Raw genomic sequence first — 16,796 nt, forward strand, 5'->3', positions numbered from 1 at the left:
GATCACGCCAGGGCGAGGAAGGTGTCCCAGTACGGGGCCGAAGCACGGCCCGTGCCGAGGGTGTGCAGGGCCAGCGCTGCGCCGGCAGTTCCGTCGAGGAGTTCCGGATCATGCGGCTCGCCAGCGAGTGCGCGGATCAACCGGTCGGCCAGGCGGGGCAGCTCAGCGGTGATCTCGGGATTGGCCGTGTCGGACCCCATCCGCCACGCGGCATGAAGCAGTCCGGCCATCCCGTGGCACAGCCCGATCTCAGGCAGTTGACCCTGTTGTGCGGGGTCACGCAGTGCTGCGAGGATCGCGTGCTCGGCGGCCTGCACCCGGGCCGTCTCTCCCAGGGCGAGTCCCGCCAGTTGCTGGGCGCGGGCGGTGCCGCTGACGCCGTAGCACCAGGAGGGCCGCGGGCGAAGACTGGAGTGGACGCGGCGGTCGGCTGCTTGCTGCTCGGTGATCTGGCCGGGCCACCAGGGTTGGGCATCGTCGCCTTGTCGCCAGCGGTCGGTCCAAGCGCAGATCCGCTCGACAGCGTCGGTCATGCCGGGCACGGCCACCCCGCACAGCAGGGCTTGCGAGAGCACGGCCAAGGCGGAACCGATGCCGTGGGCGAGCCCGAAGTTGCCGTGGCCGCCGGGATAGTCGCGATGGGGTGCGCCGGTAGGAGCGACGTTCATCCACCAGGGCGGTAGTTCGGCCGGTTCGGACAAGGGCTCGGTGAGCCGCACCAGGTAGGCGAGGGTGTCGCGGGTGATCTGGTGGTGAGGGTGGCGGCTGAGGTGGTAGGCGCCGAGCCCGGAGAGGCCCTGGATCAGGTCGAACTCCTCCATCGGGGGGCGTTCGCCGCGGTCGATACGTTGGTGGGCTGCGGTGAGACGGGAGTGGGTGACGGTGAGGGTGGCTGCGTCCAGCCGGTCCAGGAGCCGCAGGTAGCGGCTTGATGCGCTCGCCGCGCGGTGCGTGATGAATGCCAGGGCGGGGGCCCCGAAGTACAAGTTCGCGTTGGATGCTGCGCTGATCGCTCCGTCCACGGCCGCAGCCAGCCAGGTGTGCGCGGTGTCCCAGTCGCCGTGTCCCGTGCGGGCCCGTTCGATGTGCAGCAGGGCGATGCCCGAAGCGCCTCCGGCGAGTGACTGGGGCCAGGCCCGGCCGCCGCTGGGGCGGCCGTCGGGCCACACGGTGGTCGGGTCGGCCAACGCGTCGGCCAGTTTGTCGGCGGTCGACAGCGCGGCGGGGGCGTGGGCTGTCGTGGTCACGGTGTTCTCCTTGCTCGTGCCGTCCAGCTCAGGGCGGCGGCCCTGGCCAGGTGCAGGTGCGTGCGCTCTTCCGGCAGGCCGGGCCCGCACATCCGTACGTGGTGCAGGTGCAGCAGGTCAGGCAGCAGATCGCCGGGGTTCTCGTTGCTCTCGGCGAGTACGTGGGCATAGTCGGCCAGTGCTGTCCGCCGCGCGGACCAGGTCGCGGCGGTCTGCTCGTCCAAGTCCGCGGGGTGCGTGTGCACCAGGTCGACGGCTTGGCGGTAGACGGCGCGGGGCGGCGGGGCCGGCGCGGTCCGGGTGCGCTCGATGAGCCAGTGCATCGCCGTGGCTCGGTCGCCGAGCAGGCCGGTAGCGATGTCCACCATGCTCGCGGCGGTCATCGCACGGGCGTCCGGTGCACCCTTCGTGCCTTCGCCCGTGAGCTGGGCGAGGACGGCGGCGGAGTCGGCGGCGAAGTACGACTCGGCCGCGTCGAGGGCCGCGGGGCCGCCGAACCGCGCGGTCTCCGGGTGGTACGTCTCCACGCTGGTGTGGGTGATCAGATCGTGGCGGCGAAGCTGTTCGCTCCACGCGCCGATGTACTCGAAGGCCGTGCCAAGGGTGCCGGGCGCGCAGACAAGGCGAAGGCGGAGGTGGTCGTCAGGGTCGGGGTAGCGGATGAACCAGCAGCGTGGATCGCCCAGCTCACTGAGCAGCGTCGGCAGGTGCCTGGTGAGGATGCGATCTTGCCGATCGCGGCGTCCGTGGAGCTGGAGGTAGAGGCGGTTCCCGCTGCCGGGGAGGTGCCCGTGCTCGCGGGTGACGGGGGCTGTCGTCGTTCGCACAGGGGCCCGCTTCTGGTCTGCGGCCAGCGGGATCACCGCTTCGTGGGCACGGCCGCCGGTCCAGCCCAGGTCCTGGGGACGGGGAGCGGGGTGCAGGATCGCCGTGCCGTCGCGGTCTAACTGAGCGCGCAGCAAAGCCCGGTGGGAGGGCTCCGTCAGGTCGAGGGCGAGGCCCTGGTCTGCTTCGGCCAGGTAGACCCGCTCGGGAAGGTGGACGTCGCGGCGCCATCGGGTCAGGGCCTCGTCCCACTGCGGCCACGGCGTCGGTCCGGCGGGCAGGTTGTCGCGGGTGAGGCGCCAGCGGGCCGGGGACAGGATCGTGCGGCCGTATCGCAGCGCGGGCAGGAACGGCAGGTTCGAGGCGGCGGTGCCCCACAGGAACCCGGTGCAGGGGACGGCCAGCGCCACGGGCGCCTCAGCCAGGAACCGGGTGAGCGGATGAGAGTGCAGGCCCAGGTCTACGGCGTTGAGCAGCAGGGTGTGTACCGGGCGGCGTCGGGAGAGTGAGACGAGGTGGAGCTGCTTGGTGTCGGCGGTGACGGCCAGGTCCGTGACGGGAATGAGGGCGATGTCCGGGCTCTGGTACTCGCCCAGTGAGATCACCAAGTCAGTCACGCGTGGTGCGCGCGCGACGTTCTGGGCACGCGCGGACAGCGGGGTGGCGCTGATCTGTGCGACGAGCGCGCCGCGGTGCACTGCGGGCAGCCCCGCGTACACGTCGGACATGCGATGGCGGTCCTCGGCGGGGAGCAGGTTCAGGAAGCGGCCGGTGGTCGCTCCGGCCGACCGTGCCACTCCCACGACGTGCAGGGTGAACTCGCCCCGCTGGACTGCGGGAACGTCCTCGGCGTCGATGCGTACGGTCATCTCGGTGCTGGGCTGGACGGGACGGCCGGGATCGGTGGTGGCCAGTGCCTCCAGCGCGGCGTCATCGAGCGCGACCTCGACGCGGCCCTGCGCGGCGGCAGTCTGGGCGAGCTTGATGAGGCGGCCGTCCCGATCGGGCAGCGGCGAGAACTCCGGCCTGATGGTGGCCCCGAGGTAGCCGGGCGGGTATCCGAGGGCGTCGACGGCGTCCAGGACGGGGACGACCGCCCGCGGCCCGTACCGGTCGAGGAACCGGGCGTGCCATTCGCTCCAGCCGGTCAGCGCAGCTCGGGGGGCGAGCCGGGACAGGGCCCTCGCTGCCGCTGCCGCTTCGTGGGCCACGGCTTCGGGAATGGTCAGGTCCCAGTCCACGCGGAGGTCGAGCGCAGGCCGGGGCGCCTCGCGGAGTTCGGTCCTCTCGTGGTCGGGCAGGCGGTCAGCGTGCTCGTTGAGACCGGTGAGGGGGTCGCCGATCGTCATCGCCGGACGCAGGCTGGTGAGCAGTACCTGCTGCTGGACCAAGCCCGCGAGGAGCCTGCTGATGGCCGGGGCCGGGGCGCCGGGGAAGTCGGTGGCGAGCTTCGCGGTGAGGTCACCCCACCGGATCGGGGTGCGTGCACCGTCCAGGGCTCCGCGCACGGGCCCGGTCAGTCGTATCCGTACGTGCTCGGGGCCGACGTCGTGCTTTCCGCTGGGCCGGTGCTCGATCATCACATGGTCGTCGCGTTCGACGGCGAGGGTGGAGGTGAGCAGCATCAGGTGCGGTTGCAGTACGGGGTGCTGCTCGAAGCGGTCGACGAGGGCCGTGCTGTGCTCGGCGTCTGCTCTGGCCGCGGAGTGGTGTGCGGAACGGGTGCGCAGCGCGCCCACGGCACCTATGCGTGCGGCCGCGACTCCGGCGAACAGACCGAACGGCGTGGCGCGCGTGCGGGCGCGCAGCAGGTAGCGAAGGACAGCGAGCACCGTGCGGCGCACGGCGGAGTCCGGCACGGGGTGGCCGGCGCTGAGCTGTTCGACCTGGCGCGCGAGGTCGGGGCTGGCGGCGGCGACAGCGGCGGCGAACTCGGCGTTCTGCCAGATCTGGTGCACCCACGCCCGCCATGACGCGGGGCCCGCGGTCGTGCCGACCAGGGGCGGCCAGTGGGCTGGTTCAGGGTGCCCCGCAGCGGCCCGGATCAGCGCTGCATCGACGTGCCGGTACATGTGCCTCCTGGGACCGCGCGGTGCCCGGCCACGCCCGTACAGGCGTGGCCGGGCACCGCAATGAGGGGGTAGTTGCTGCTTACGGGCAGCTCGTGCACGCCGTGGCGCACGTCGAGTTGCAGCCGTCGCTCGTCAGCCGGATGAGCTGGTCCGCGGCGGGGCCGCCCTCGACGATGGTGATGTCGAGCTCCCAGTCCGCCGTCTCACCGGACGACTTCGGGGTGACGACCGGCTGCGCGGACATCAGCGGACGCTCCATCTGTACGGTCATGCGTTGCCTCCTTGGGCAGTTGACGAATGGTGCAAGGTCCCGAGGCCCGAGAGCCCCGGAGTCTTAGGCCCAGGTCGCCGTGACGACGCCATGGCGTCGCAGTACGGCGCCCTCGGGCAGAGGGGTGGGAGCAGGGCCCGGCACGTAGCGGAACGTCGCGGCTCCCCGCCGGCGGTAGTTCTGCGCCCAGCGGCGGAGCAGATCCGCGTACACCTCGGCGAGCGCTTCGGCCTGCGGACCATGGGCGATCACGCCGCTCTCGAAGCCGTCGGTGTCGGCATTCTCGCGGCGGGTGCGGTAGGCGATGCTGTCCCAGCTCACCAGGGCGGGCACACCCTTGAGGGCGGACGCTTCCACGAGCCCGCTCGCAACGATGTCCTCGGAGGCGTGGAGCCGGGCCGGACTCGGCAGGTTCAGCGAGAGGAACAGCTCCAGCTCGTCGGGCAGGTCGTACGCCGCGCCGGACCAACGCTCCAGCCGGGGCATGTTCAGGGCCGCGCTGAGCACTTGAGGCTCCAGGGGCACCCGGACGTCGTCCGTCTGCAGCGCGACCCCTTCTCGCAGCATCACCTTCCGCTCGTCGGCTGCGCCTTTGCCCTGCATGGGAACGAAGTGGGCCAGGCCGTAGGAACGGCTGACCAGGTCGCTCCCCTCGCGGTCGAAGGCGATCGACCGGGTGGTGCACCGGATCTTGAGGGGGACGACGATCCGCCCCTGCTCGGTCAGGCCACCAACCCAGGACGGCGGGATGTCCCAGGCTTCGACGGTCACGATGATCCGGTCATACGGGGCGCCCTCGGGAACCCCGCCCTCACCATCGGCCAGCACCGTCTTGACCTGGGTGTAGCCGGTGGTGTCCAGGCACTTGCGGGCCCGGTCGATGACGTCGCCGTCGATGTCGACGGTCGTGACGTTGCCCGTACTTCCGACAAGCTCCTGCAGATAGGCGGCGTTGACGCCGCCGGACCCGATTTCCAAGACGTTCATGCCGGGCTGGACCTCGGCCTGTTCCAGCATCACGGCCTGGAGGTGCGCCGCGGACATGACGCTGAGGCTCAGACCGTTCTCGTCCGTCTTGACCGGGACGGTCTTGTGAAGGTCGTAGGCAAGCTCCGGAGGTGCGTCGGGGGCGAACAGATCCCGTGGCACCGCTGCAAAGGCAGCGGCGACGGCGTCGGATTTGACCCCGTCCTGCTCACGCAGGGCGCGCAGCATGTCCGCGCGCAGTGCGTCGGGATCGCGGACGGCGGAAGTGTCAGTGGTAGTCATGCGATGACCTTGTTCGTCGAAGGGCTGTGGCGTGGCGCCTGAATGGGACTGCGGCAAGGACGCTAGTCAGGGCTCCGGTTTCCGAGGCCGGCTACGCGCCGCACGCTCGGAGGGCGTGTGAAGTGGCTCGATATGGAGTTCAGGTGACGTGGCATTGCCCTTCTTCCTCTCGTTCTTGGTCAGTTCGGTGTGGGGAGGGACCGCCAGGAGGGGGCTCCTCCCCACAACTTTCCTCCGGGACCGAGCCGTCTTTTCAGGCCCGGAGCCGGGTGGTGCACTCACCTGCCGGTGACGACTGGCGAGCGGTTGAGCGGGCCGACCACTTGCTCCCCCACGGAGTGCGGCCGGGGCGCAGTTCCCGGCGCCGCCTCCTCCGGGGGACGATCTCGGGTCCTCGTGCACGGCACGAAGGTCCACACGACCGAGAGGAGGCCCCAGTCTTGAAGATCACTCCCGCTGCGGTGCCTGCATGGGACGAGTGCGGGCTTGCTCGCGGCCGACCTCACTGATCGTGCGATTCAGGGCTTGGACGAGGCGAGCGAGGTTCTGTGCGCGGTGGGCGGCCGACCGGGGGGCAGCGCTCTGCGCCAAAGGCTTCAGGTGAAGCCGCCTGCTGGCCTCGCCGAGAGTTGCTTGTGCGCTGATGCAGAGGTCCGAGTCCGCGGGGAAGCTGAAGATCTGAGTTTGCAGGTCGTCGGCGACGATCAGGCCGTAGTCGGTGAACTGCCGTGCCATGTCGAGGGCGTCCTTGACCGCCGGGAGTGCGGGGCTGTCTACGTCCCAAGACAGTGCCGTCTCGACGAGCGCCAGGATCTCGACCTTGTCCGAAACCGTGGGGGTCAGCGAGGTCATGTGCTTATGTGCTTCGCGTGGCACCACGGAATTCCCCGGGCTCTCAGTTCGCGGAAAGGGCGAACTCGTGGCGGTCAAGGGAGCCATGAGATCACCTGCTCTGCTGTCAAGATTTGGTACTGCCACGCCCGTGTGACGACGTGAGCGGGGTTCTTCGCCCTGAGATTCGACATCAGGTCGCGTCCGTCCCGGCGGACGATGTTGACTTGCCGCTTCAGCTCGGTGGCCATCTGCGCGGAACGCATCCCTCTCGCGACGAACGGCACGAGTTGCCGCTGCTCGAGAGGGAGGTCCAGCCCTTCCGGATCGAGCAGCTTCGGGCGCGCGATAGCTTCGGTGGCGTAGCCGACGGCGATAGCGGCGGCGTTGTCGCTCACTCCGTGCAGCTTCCGCTTCGCCAGCTTGAGGTAGCCCGCAGCCGTTCCTTCGCGGATCGTGAGGTCTTGTGCGACGGCAGCGAGCGTGCTGCCATCGCACAGGCCCTCGATGATTTGCCGCTCTCTGGGGGCGAGGATGATCCTCGCGACGATTGCGGTCACTGCTGCGCTCCTTTCCGGCGAGCGTGAGCGATCTGGAGGCACAGCTCGGCGAACCGCGCCTCATCAGCGGCTACCAAGCCGTGTATGGCGGGGTCCGGGCGGCGGCGCGGAGAGCGCAGCCCAACGAGGGTGATCGCGCAAAGCACTGCGACGATGATGCGGCGGATGTTCCGCCCGGCGCTGGGGCGCTGCGGCTCCCATCGGGGGACGTGCGGAGCCGTGTTTTCCCGGCGCCGGGCGGAGAGTCGGGCCGCCAGGGGAAGCAGCCCGACGTGTGGGGTAGGGGAATGCGTCATGAGGGGTCGTCCTCCCTCAACTCGGCAATTTCCCCCATCAGGTCGAGGACGGTGAGGATCGAGCTGGCGAAGCGCACCAGATGCCCGTAGACGTCCTCCGGACCCGGGAACTCGCTGCTCCGGTCCATGACGGCGTCCATCTGCGGCGGGTAGGGCTTCAGTAGGCGCTCGACCACGTCCTTGAGCGCCGGGACCACATCCCTCAGTCGGTCTGAGATGACCGCACTGTCCTCCGGGGAGAGGCGCGTGGCGTCCTCGCCGAGGACGGTCTCCAGGTCGTCGTACAAGCCAACGGTGACAGCGTCGGAGGCCAGGAACCGGCGCAGACCGAGGTCGACTCGGCTGGCTGTCTCTACGTCGTTCGCGAACGCTGCGACGGGTAATGGAGCAGCGCTCTCGTACACCAGGGCAGTCATCAGGGCCTCCCCGACGAGAGATGAAAGGCGCACCACGTGGTGTGGCCGTCGTCGCTGACTCCCCAGTTGTGGGCGAGGACAGCGACGAGGAAGAGGCCGCGGCCGGAAAGGTCGTCGTCGTCTGCCTTGGCCAGCTGGGCGGGGCTCGGGTTGCCGTCCGTGACCTCGACCCGCAGTACGCCGTCGGAGTAGATGGCTTTCAGCCCTACAGCGCCGTGCCCGTGCTGGATGCCGTTGGTCACGAGCTCCGACACCGCGAGGATCACGTTCTCAGCGGTCGGCTCAGGTACTCGCCACAGTCGCAGGTGGGCTGCAGTGATCTTGCGCATGTGTGCGACACGGCACTCGTCCGGGGTAAAGGCGACCGCGAAACCGGGGCCGATGCCCTGCTGTAGGTCCGAGGCGGCAGCGATGACCGCAGATGTGGCCGGGCTCATCGGGGGCCTCCCAGGTCGACGGTTCGGGGGATCGTGCGATGTGCGGTGTTTTTGCGTCTCGCGGAACGCCTCACCTTGTTGATCACAAAGCGTGTCCGGACGGTAACCAGCGAACACCGAGTGGTCTGGACTTGGGAATGACTTCCCGATGACGTTGACCCGTCAGTAACCACGTTTGGGGTGCCGCCGGAAAGCACTCTCCTGACATGCTGGGCAGCATGGTGACACTCGATGGAAAGCCCGCATCCGCAGAGGACTTGCTCCCCCTGGCGTTGATCAACCTGGGCCACTTCACGTCCATGCGCGTCGACGCCGACGGCACCATCCGCGGCCTCTCGCTGCACATGGAACGCCTCGTGAGGGACTGCAAGGCTGTGTGGGGGGCGGACCTGGACACCGAACGCGTCCGGGACTACGTCCGGCAGGGCCTGGAGGGGCAGACCAGGCCATGCACCGTACGCGTCACGATCTACGACCCCAAGGTCGACATGGGCCACCCGGCAGATGCCGACCAGCCGCGAATCATGGTGTCCGTACGAAGCGCCGGCGTCATGCCTCCGGAACCGCTGCGGGCGATGAGCGTTCCGTACGAGCGGGACCTTCCCGAGGTCAAGCACGTAGGACTCTTCGGAGCCTTGCACGCTCGCCGTGCAGCCCAACTCAACGGATTCGGCGACGCGCTCTTCGTCGGCCGCGACGGGCTCGTCTCCGAGGGCGGAACCTGGAACGTCGGCTTCGTCGACGGTGAGGGGACCGTGGTGTGGCCACAAGCCCCCGTGCTGCCCGGCGTCACCATGGCCCTGCTCCAGCAGCACGCCGAGCACCGCATCACCACCGTCACCCTCGAACAGGCCAAGGGGATGGCGGCGGCCTTCGCAACAAATACGAGCATCGGCGTCAGGTCCCTCGCCGCGATCGACGACACCGAACTGCCCGTCGAGCACCCGGTGCTGAGCCAGCTCCGCGACACCTACCTGTCCATCCCCGGCGAAGCCCTGTAGGGCGAGGCCATGACGGGGGTGACCAGATGGACCGGCCACGAGGCCGGCCTGCTGCGCAAGGCCATGCGCATGACTGGCAAGGCATTCGCCGAGCTGGTCGGCGTCAACCAGCGCCAGATCCCCAGGTGGGAGGGCCGAGGCGAGACCCTGGAACTCAGTCTCTCCAACCAAGCGGCCCTCGACACCGTCCTCTCGCAAGCCACCCGCGAGGTGCAGCAGCGATTCGCCTCGCTGCTCACGGAGAGAGCCGCCTTCGAACACGATGAGCGCGCCGAGGAACTGCTTCGCCGGGATTCGCGCACCAGCCGGCACTCCGGCGACGGGAAGCTGATGACCCTCATCGAGGAGGGCATCTACCTGTCTGGCGCTGAGAACCGTTCGGTCTGGCTGGACGCGTACCTCATCGACGTCTACCCGACGACCAACGAGGACTACGGGAAGTTCGTTGAAGCCACCGGGCACCGCCCCCCACGACACTGGCCCGGCGGCCAATACCCGATCGAACTGACCAACCACCCTGTGGTTTGGGTGACATGGCACGACGCCACCGCCTACACGCGCTGGTGCAACAAGCTGCTGCCCACGTCCAGGCAGTGGGAGAAAGCCGCCCGCGGCCCAAAGGGCCGTATCTACCCGTGGGGCAGTGAACCGACGGCCGCGAAATGCAACGTCGCCGAGACAGGCATCGACATGACGACCCCCGTCTCCCGCTACCAGTCCGGCGTCAGCCCGTACGGCGTCCAGGACATGTGCGGCAATGTCTGGGAGTGGTGCTCCACCGAGGAGACCCCAGGTCGCGGCCGGCACGAGCTCAAAGGCAGCGCCTTCACTTCGCCCTTCGAGCGCGCCGCACCGTCGCTGCAGAACGCGGCGAACGCCACGATGCTCGACAACGACACCGGATTCCGCTGCGTGAGCCCGCCTCCGTAACGAGGCGCTGGACAGCCCCCCGCGCGGGCGAGGGGCCGTCACCGGTTCCCCACCGTGGTCTCAGACGTCACGAGAGCAACGAACCCCAAGTGTGCTTCGACAAGCTGAAGTTGTACCTCGTACTCGTCGAGGTTCGGGCTGATGACCGAGTGCGTCACCGCTACGACCCCGTCGGCGAATCCCGACCGAATCTGCTGGCACACGAAGGACCAGCCAGGCCGTGTCTGTGGATCGGTCGCGCCGTGCCGGTCCGTGACGGCCTGGCCCATCCCGGTTTGCCAGCCCTTTTGCAGCGCGAACTGACGTGCTTTTTCGCGGGAATGCGTCGGCTCCTGGCCCCCGATGGGGAGCGCGTACAGGCACACCCGGGGAACCCGGCCGACTGCCCAGAGCTGTGCGATGCGGTTGTCGAGAACGTCGATTCGAGCCTTCATCAGCCGCACGACAGGGTCGGTTGCGACGCGGACTTCGCTGGGATCGTGTCTCGCCTGGAAGGCGCGCTCTTCGTCCATCCAGTCCTGCCCACGGTGGGGGGTGGTGCCCTGGCGCATTGCTGGCCTCGGCTTCCTCGGAAGAGTGAGGGGTGGGGCGCCGTCCGCGACGGGGGACGCGGACGGCGTTCCTTCCGACCGGGGAGGCCCGGCCCGTACGACGGCAGCAGTAACCATGCGTCACAAACGATCATGAACTGACGGACAGTCATGTGCTGCGCACTCCTAGCTTGCTCCTTTTTGGGATGCGCGCGCAACAAAGTCACCGAGAATCCAAAAAGGCGCGAACACCCGTGCCCGTGGCCAACGTTGACGGAGGCGTGCGAGACTGCGCCTATGACGCAGAAGAGAGCGACGCCGTCAATCAAGAGACGACGGGTGGGCGCCCAACTGCGCCGATGGCGCGAAGAGATGGGTATGCCCTCTGGTGACGCGGCCCGAGCCATGGGATGGCGGCAAGATCGCTTCTCGCGCGTTGAGCGCGGCTACTACCGCGTCACGCGCGACGAGGTGCTCGACCTGTGCGCGAAGCTGGGTGTCGATGATCCAGAAGGAGTGGCCGAAGTGGCCCGCGTCGCCGGGGAGCCGGCCGGCACGGGCTGGTGGGCGGCGTACGCTCCCAAGGTCAGTGAGGCTTATCTCGACTTCGTCGAGCTGGAGGCCGAGGCGGAGACTATCCGCATCCAGCATCCGAAGGTCGTACCCGGGTTGGTTCAGTCCCCTGGATACGTCAGGGAGATGCATTCGAGTGCACGGTCGAACGACCCGGAGTCGCTGATCGCTATCCGACTGGCTCGACAAGAAGTTCTCAGCCGAGCCAAGTTCCATGGACTCATCCCGGAATCAGCCTTGCACGCCCAGTTTGCGTCGGGCCCTGGTCTCATGCGGGACCAGATCCGCAAGCTCCTGGACGCTTCCGAGATGCCGAACGTCACGCTGCAGATCGTGCCACTGACCGCGCACCCGGCTTACGGCTCAAATGGCGCGATGACGATCCTCACGTTCCGGAATCCGTGGACGCCTGTCGCCAGTGTCGACAACCCGATGGGTGGTTCTCATACGTACGACCCTGAGCAAGTCGCCTACCTGGAAGCTGAGTTTGACAACATCGCTTCCGCAGCACTTCCCGTGGACAAGTCGCGGGATCTCCTTAATGAGTACCTGGAAGGACTGCACAAGTGACCACCAAGACCGGACACGTCTTCATGGCCCCCGACTTCGAGGGCGCCGCCTGGAGGAAGTCCAAGTACAGCGGCGACTCCCAGGGACAATGCTTCGAGTGCGCTGACGTTACTGCGACGCACAATGGTGTCGCCGTTCGTGACTCGAAGGACCCTCAGGGCCCCGCCCTGCTGTTCACGACAGAGGCGTTCACCGGCTTCATCGAGGCCGTAAGCCGGAACGAGTTCACGCAACCCTGACCCCCGCTTCTCACGAACGTGGCCCGTTTCCCCCCGCCTGTAACAGGGGGAATCGGGCCACTCTCGTACAGCCGTACCCGTGGGTGGATGGAGCGTACCCCGCTGTGATCGAACGCTGGAAGGCGGCGCACGGCAGACCGGGCTGGCTCACAGTGAATCCTTCACCTCTGGCCCGAGCGCGCTGTGGCCGTACATCGGGATCTTGGCGAAAGGGTCGTGACTCTTCTGCTGCGCAGGACGGACGTACACGCGGCGAGGGATCGGGGACCCCTTCGCCCAGCGCCCCGCCTCCTCCAGCTCCTCATCGGTTGCGCCGTGCTCGGCCAGGTCGGTGGCGCCGCCGGCGCGGAGGCCCTGGGCGGACACCGGGCGCCCATCGGTGACCAGGCCCGCGTTCTTGAACCAGAGCTGGACCCGCTCGTTGACGGTGTGGCCGCGCAGGTAGTCGCCCCGCACGGTGGCTGTCTTCTGCCGGGTTTCAGTGGCTGCGACGGTGCCGTCTTTGAGGAGATGGCGGAACAGCGGACCGCTGGTGATGCCCTGGTCCGCGAGGTGGACCAGCCATCGCCGCATCCTGGCGACGAGGAGGAGGTCTGGCCGGTCGTGGAGGGTCAGGGTCTGCTCCTCCTCCTGGTGCGTCTTGTCCTTCAGCAGCCACACGACGATCCGGTCGTCGAGAACGGTGAGATCTTCGATGTCCAGATCGGCGTCCTCGATACGGCGGGCGAGGAAGCGGTAGCCGAAGGCGAACATGGCGGCGTCGCGCCAGCCGATCGGGCGGTTGTCGGCTTCGGCGGCCGCCATCATCGGGACGAGGTACGGCAGGGTGATGGGGAATGCCTGCTTCTTGCGTGACGCGCGCTTGTTCTTGGCGCGGTAGTCCTTGAGGAGTTGCAGGTAGAGGCTGTTGTCGGGCTGCTTGCCCATGGGCATGGACGTGCGGATCAGGGACATGTAGTTACGGATCGTCGCGACCTTGAGCTTCTGGCTCATGAGGTGCCTGCCGTATTCCGTGTACGTCGCGGTGGTGCAAGGGACTGCGACGCGGCCCTCCGTGGAGCACCACTCCCGGAAGCGACGCATGGCGGAGCCCCGCGGGCCGGACTCGTTGCCGCCCGCCTCGTCCAGAGCTCGGGCGGTCTCCTTGGAGACGTACAGGTCTCGCTCGGTGTACCGCGGCCCGTCTGCGGCGGTGGGGATCTCCTCGCCGGGCCGCAGGACGGTGTTGTGGTCGACGTACGGGCCGGGGGGCGTCCCGGGGGCCAGAGGCTCCCCGTCCTCGACGAGTTCGGCATCAATGATCTCGACGAGTTCCGTCCCTACGTTCATCAAATCCCCCTGGTCAGCGACATGTTGGGCTCAGAATACCGACGACAATCGTAATTATCGTCGGCTACCTATGGGTAACTCGCTGAATCCGTGTGAGGTCAATCGCGTCTGCACCGGCGCGTCCGGGTGGGCTCATTTGCGCCCTTGCGTACACACGTTCGAGAGGGGAAAGTTCCAGGGCACCACAGCACGTCATCAGCCCCTTCATTGAAGTGAGCGAGGACGACCATGCCCAACCGAGAACCGTCCAGCAGCGCCGGCGAGTCCGGGCTCCTGATCGCCGTTGAGCAACTGGCCCGCGTGCAAGACCGTTTCGATACCCAGGAGTCCGACCCGACCGGTACCTCCGCCGGGGACGACGGAGACAACCGCGACGGCCTGAATCACCCAGAGGCGTAGGCGCCGTTTCTTCCGCACCGGGGCCCGCCGCGGTCTGCGGCGGGCCCCGTCCCTCACGATTCCCGGAGGCCATGTGCAGCACCAGCTTGTTCACGCCATCGAGTCCGCACTCGCTTGGGACGGCTCGGCCCCCATGGGCTCCGCGTTCACCAAGGGCAACGTCCCTGACCCGACCCTTCTCCCGCGGCTGATGAACCCGGCCCGGCTTCTTGACACCGTGATGCGCCGCGGCCTGTCGCACCCCCAATTCCGGGCCTTCAAGGACGGGCATGAGCTTCATCCTGGCGAGTACTTCACCGACACGGTCACCCGCCGCGGTCAGGGCGTCCGGTTCGCGAACATGACGCGCCTTGGGGCGCTGATGTGCGAGGGCTGCACTCTGGTCCTCGACGAACTCGACTTCTTCGACCCCACCCTTGAGGTCGCCTGTCGGGCGTTGCAGTGGTGGTCTCGCGAACTCGTCCAGGTCAACGCGTACCTCACGACCCAGGGCGCGGCCGGGTTCGCATTGCACTGGGACGACCATGACGTGGTGATCCTGCAGATGGCCGGTGAGAAGTCGTGGGACGTGCGTGGTGTGTCCCGACCGGTGCCGATGTACCGGGACGCCGCACCGAACAACGACGCGCCGGAACAGTCCATTTGGCGGGGAACGCTCAGGGCCGGGGACGTCATGCACATACCCCGAGGCCACTGGCACCAGGCCACCCGCACCGACAGCGGCGACGGGTACAGCCTGCACTTGACGTTCGGGTTCGTGAAGCGCACGGGAGTGAACTGGCTGACTTGGCTGGCCGACCAGTGCCGGCGCGAGGAGGGGTTCCGCGCGGACCTGGACCGGTGGGGCACGGCTGAGGGGAAGGCCGAGCAGACCGCCGCGCTCGCGTCCGCGACTACCCGGCTGGCCGACGAGTTCCCCCCGGCCGCCTTCCTCGCGTCCCGCGAGCAGGAGCGCACGGCCGCCCGGCACGTGCAGACCTCCCGCCTCTTCGGGCCACCGACCGCCGTGGTGTGCGTGACCGAGTTCCCGCCGCTCGTCGAACCGGACGGCGAACACGTCACTGTCTCCGCAACGGGCAAGCGCCTCACCTTCCACGGCAAGACGCTGCCCGCGCTACGCCTATTCCTGTCCGGCGCGCCGGTGGAGATCAAGCAGGCAGGCATCGAGACCGGCATCGACGCTGGGGAACTCGCCGACATCCTGATCCGGGAGGGGTTGTGCGCGGAGCTGACCGACGAATTGTTCTCGGGCTATACCGGTCTGGTCCCTCCCGCGCCGTCCTCGAACGGGCTCTAGAGGCAATGCCGTGACTCTGTTGGTGATCTTGTGGGGGGTGCTGACAAGATCACCAACAGAGTCACGGCATTGCCTCTAGAGGTCGGCATCACCGCGGTCGATACGGCCTACAACTACGGCCGCTACGAGGGGCACCGGGCGCTCGTGGATGAGGCAGGCGAACTCCTGGACCGCTTCGAGGTGTCGACCAAAGTGGGGTACTTTCCCGACGGTCACGACCTCGACCCGGAGCGGTTGCGGGCCGCCGTAGCCGAGACAGGGGAAGCCCTCGGCCGGGTGCCCGACACGGTGTTCCTGCACAACCCCGAGCACGATCCAGGACGGTTCGTGGTTGCGTGCGAGACGCTTGCCGCCTGCCAGGCCGCGGGCCTTTGCGTGGCCTGGGGGATCGCCACGTGGAACCCGCTGCCCCTGGTGCCGGTGGCGGCCGGGGTGCCCGTACGGCCAGATGTGGTCATGGTGCGCGCCGGCCTGGCCACGCCCGGCCCGGTCCTCGACGCCGCCGAGAACCTGGCCCACGAGCTAAGTGGCAGGGCGATGTGGGGTATGGCACCCTTTGCGGGCGACCCGTCAGATCCGGTCTGGTCCGGTCTCGACACCGGCTTGTTCCTCGAACCAGGGCAGCCGGCTGTATCGAGCGTCCAGGCCAGACTGGCAGCAGCATTCGCCGTCCCCTCCGTTAGCAGGATCGCCGTGGGCACTTCCCAGCCGGACCACCTCGCCGAGCTCGCCGCCGCTACCCGCGTCGCGACCAGCACGGAAATGGTTCACGCCTACCGCACACTGCTTCGGGAACGGGCCGGACGCGGAAAGGAACCCGCCCGTGCAGCCCACCATGGATGACCTGTCGACCATCAGCCACGAGGACGTCCTGGCCGAAGCGGAAAAGCGTACCGGCCGCGTTTTCGATCGTGGTCGTGCCCGCTACTCCCAGTACAACGGGACGGCCGGGTTCCCGACGTCGGCGGGCACGTGGGTGCGGCTGGCGTGGGTGCGGCCCGGCGCGTTCAGCGCGCAGTCGTGGACGGGGCTGGAGGCATCCGTCGCGATCGAGGGAGTGCCGCGACCGGACTGGTTCGCGGGCTCGATGTGGCACGACGAGGGCCGGGGGGTGGTGTGGCGCGTCGATGAGATGAGCCTCGCCACCGCCCCGGCGCTCTCGCCGACGGGCACCGTCGCCCGCGATCCGGACCTGACAGACGCATGGTGGGCCGACCTTCATACGGCGCTTGGGAACCTGGCCCGGCACGAGACGAGCCGGGTGTGCGTCCAGCAGGGCCACCTCTCCAAGCGGATCGAGGAGGTGTACGGCGACCAAGTCGACACGACAGTGACGGAATGGACGTGCGCACACGGCGACGTCGGATACGCCAACCTCACCGCCGCCCCCCTCACCCTGCTCGATTGGGAGGACTGGGGGCTGGCGCCCACCGGCTGGGACGCGGCCTGTCTGTGGTCAGCCTCGCTACCGGTTCCCACCCTGGCCGCACGTGTCCTCAACGAGTTCGCTGACGTCCTCAACACCCGAACCGGTCAACTATCGCGGCTGATCCTGTGCGCGAACGTGGCGCGGGCGTTCCGGCGAACGGGAAAGGCAGGCGCGCTGACCGGCGCCATGGAGGCTGCGGCCTCCGAACTGCTGGCCTCCCTGAGCTGAACGCCAACGAGCGGTGAACTCGTCCACGTGAGGCGGCCTGCCACAGA

Annotated in this window: 18 protein-coding genes; 8 read left to right on the forward strand and 10 right to left on the reverse strand. The window is 68.3% G+C overall.

Annotated features, from left to right (window positions below):
* Positions 1 to 2: 2 nt before the first annotated feature.
* From J7E89_RS09700 to J7E89_RS09735, 8 genes are all read right to left on the reverse strand, one after another.
* Positions 3 to 1,247 carry a lanthionine synthetase C family protein gene (locus tag J7E89_RS09700; protein ID WP_214971192.1) on the reverse strand — a complete coding sequence of 415 codons (1,245 nt, stop codon included), beginning with the start codon at positions 1,245 to 1,247 and terminating at the stop codon, positions 3 to 5.
* On the reverse strand, positions 1,244 to 4,144 hold the full coding sequence (locus J7E89_RS09705; protein ID WP_214971195.1) for a lantibiotic dehydratase: 2,901 nt from the start codon (positions 4,142 to 4,144) through the stop codon (positions 1,244 to 1,246). The genes J7E89_RS09700 and J7E89_RS09705 overlap by 4 nt, the downstream gene beginning before the upstream one ends.
* A gap of 79 nt (positions 4,145 to 4,223) precedes the next feature.
* On the reverse strand, positions 4,224 to 4,415 hold the full coding sequence (locus J7E89_RS09710; protein ID WP_214971197.1) for an FxLD family lanthipeptide: 192 nt from the start codon (positions 4,413 to 4,415) through the stop codon (positions 4,224 to 4,226).
* Between the two features lie 63 nt (positions 4,416 to 4,478).
* Complete coding sequence (fxlM, locus tag J7E89_RS09715) at positions 4,479 to 5,684, reverse strand: methyltransferase, FxLD system (RefSeq protein ID WP_214971212.1); 1,206 nt, start codon at positions 5,682 to 5,684, stop codon at positions 4,479 to 4,481.
* A 447-nt stretch (positions 5,685 to 6,131) separates the two neighbouring features.
* Complete coding sequence (locus tag J7E89_RS09720; protein ID WP_214971217.1) at positions 6,132 to 6,536, reverse strand: DUF6415 family natural product biosynthesis protein; 405 nt, start codon at positions 6,534 to 6,536, stop codon at positions 6,132 to 6,134.
* 74 nt (positions 6,537 to 6,610) lie between these two features.
* Positions 6,611 to 7,075: a hypothetical protein gene (locus J7E89_RS09725; protein ID WP_214971219.1), complete on the reverse strand. Its 465-nt coding sequence runs from the start codon at positions 7,073 to 7,075 to the stop codon at positions 6,611 to 6,613.
* A 292-nt stretch (positions 7,076 to 7,367) separates the two neighbouring features.
* Entirely contained in the window at positions 7,368 to 7,787 is a 420-nt protein-coding gene (locus J7E89_RS09730) for a hypothetical protein (RefSeq protein WP_214971222.1), read from the reverse strand.
* Entirely contained in the window at positions 7,787 to 8,224 is a 438-nt protein-coding gene (locus J7E89_RS09735) for an ATP-binding protein (protein WP_251060336.1), read from the reverse strand. The genes J7E89_RS09730 and J7E89_RS09735 overlap by 1 nt, the downstream gene beginning before the upstream one ends.
* Positions 8,225 to 8,442: 218 nt before the next feature.
* Here J7E89_RS09735 and J7E89_RS09740 point away from each other — a divergent pair, with 218 nt between their 5' ends.
* Together J7E89_RS09740 and J7E89_RS09745 are read left to right on the forward strand one after the other, a co-directional pair.
* Entirely contained in the window at positions 8,443 to 9,225 is a 783-nt protein-coding gene (locus tag J7E89_RS09740) for an aminotransferase class IV family protein (RefSeq protein ID WP_214971225.1), read from the forward strand.
* Positions 9,226 to 9,234: 9 nt separating this feature from the next.
* The gene (locus J7E89_RS09745; RefSeq protein ID WP_214971244.1) at positions 9,235 to 10,155 is read left to right on the forward strand and encodes an SUMF1/EgtB/PvdO family nonheme iron enzyme; all 921 of its coding nucleotides are present in this window, start codon (positions 9,235 to 9,237) and stop codon (positions 10,153 to 10,155) included.
* A gap of 38 nt (positions 10,156 to 10,193) precedes the next feature.
* On the opposite strand, the gene J7E89_RS09750 is transcribed toward J7E89_RS09745, so the two are convergent.
* Positions 10,194 to 10,667, reverse strand: coding sequence for a hypothetical protein (locus tag J7E89_RS09750; RefSeq protein WP_251060337.1), 474 nt, complete (start codon positions 10,665 to 10,667; stop codon positions 10,194 to 10,196).
* A gap of 315 nt (positions 10,668 to 10,982) precedes the next feature.
* Here J7E89_RS09750 and J7E89_RS09755 point away from each other — a divergent pair, with 315 nt between their 5' ends.
* Together J7E89_RS09755 and J7E89_RS09760 are read left to right on the forward strand one after the other, a co-directional pair.
* Positions 10,983 to 11,828 carry a helix-turn-helix transcriptional regulator gene (locus J7E89_RS09755; RefSeq protein ID WP_214971250.1) on the forward strand — a complete coding sequence of 282 codons (846 nt, stop codon included), beginning with the start codon at positions 10,983 to 10,985 and terminating at the stop codon, positions 11,826 to 11,828.
* Entirely contained in the window at positions 11,825 to 12,067 is a 243-nt protein-coding gene (locus J7E89_RS09760) for a DUF397 domain-containing protein (protein ID WP_308315412.1), read from the forward strand. Before J7E89_RS09755 ends, J7E89_RS09760 begins: the two co-directional genes overlap by 4 nt.
* A 147-nt stretch (positions 12,068 to 12,214) precedes the next feature.
* On the opposite strand, the gene J7E89_RS09765 is transcribed toward J7E89_RS09760, so the two are convergent.
* Complete coding sequence (locus J7E89_RS09765) at positions 12,215 to 13,396, reverse strand: tyrosine-type recombinase/integrase (RefSeq protein WP_214971254.1); 1,182 nt, start codon at positions 13,394 to 13,396, stop codon at positions 12,215 to 12,217.
* A gap of 228 nt (positions 13,397 to 13,624) precedes the next feature.
* Here J7E89_RS09765 and J7E89_RS09770 point away from each other — a divergent pair, with 228 nt between their 5' ends.
* From J7E89_RS09770 to J7E89_RS09785, 4 genes are all read left to right on the forward strand, one after another.
* Positions 13,625 to 13,795 (forward strand): hypothetical protein, encoded by a 171-nt coding sequence (locus tag J7E89_RS09770; protein WP_214971262.1) that lies wholly within the window; start codon positions 13,625 to 13,627, stop codon positions 13,793 to 13,795.
* A 73-nt stretch (positions 13,796 to 13,868) separates the two neighbouring features.
* Positions 13,869 to 15,092, forward strand: coding sequence for a cupin domain-containing protein (locus J7E89_RS09775; protein WP_214971265.1), 1,224 nt, complete (start codon positions 13,869 to 13,871; stop codon positions 15,090 to 15,092).
* A 69-nt stretch (positions 15,093 to 15,161) separates the two neighbouring features.
* Complete coding sequence (locus J7E89_RS09780; RefSeq protein WP_214971268.1) at positions 15,162 to 15,935, forward strand: aldo/keto reductase; 774 nt, start codon at positions 15,162 to 15,164, stop codon at positions 15,933 to 15,935.
* On the forward strand, positions 15,916 to 16,749 hold the full coding sequence (locus J7E89_RS09785; RefSeq protein ID WP_214971271.1) for an aminoglycoside phosphotransferase: 834 nt from the start codon (positions 15,916 to 15,918) through the stop codon (positions 16,747 to 16,749). Before J7E89_RS09780 ends, J7E89_RS09785 begins: the two co-directional genes overlap by 20 nt.
* The last annotated feature ends 47 nt before the right edge of the window (positions 16,750 to 16,796 follow it).

The sequence above is a fragment of the Streptomyces sp. ISL-100 genome (assembly GCF_018614615.1).
In the GTDB taxonomy this organism is placed as follows: Bacteria; Actinomycetota; Actinomycetes; order Streptomycetales; family Streptomycetaceae; genus Streptomyces.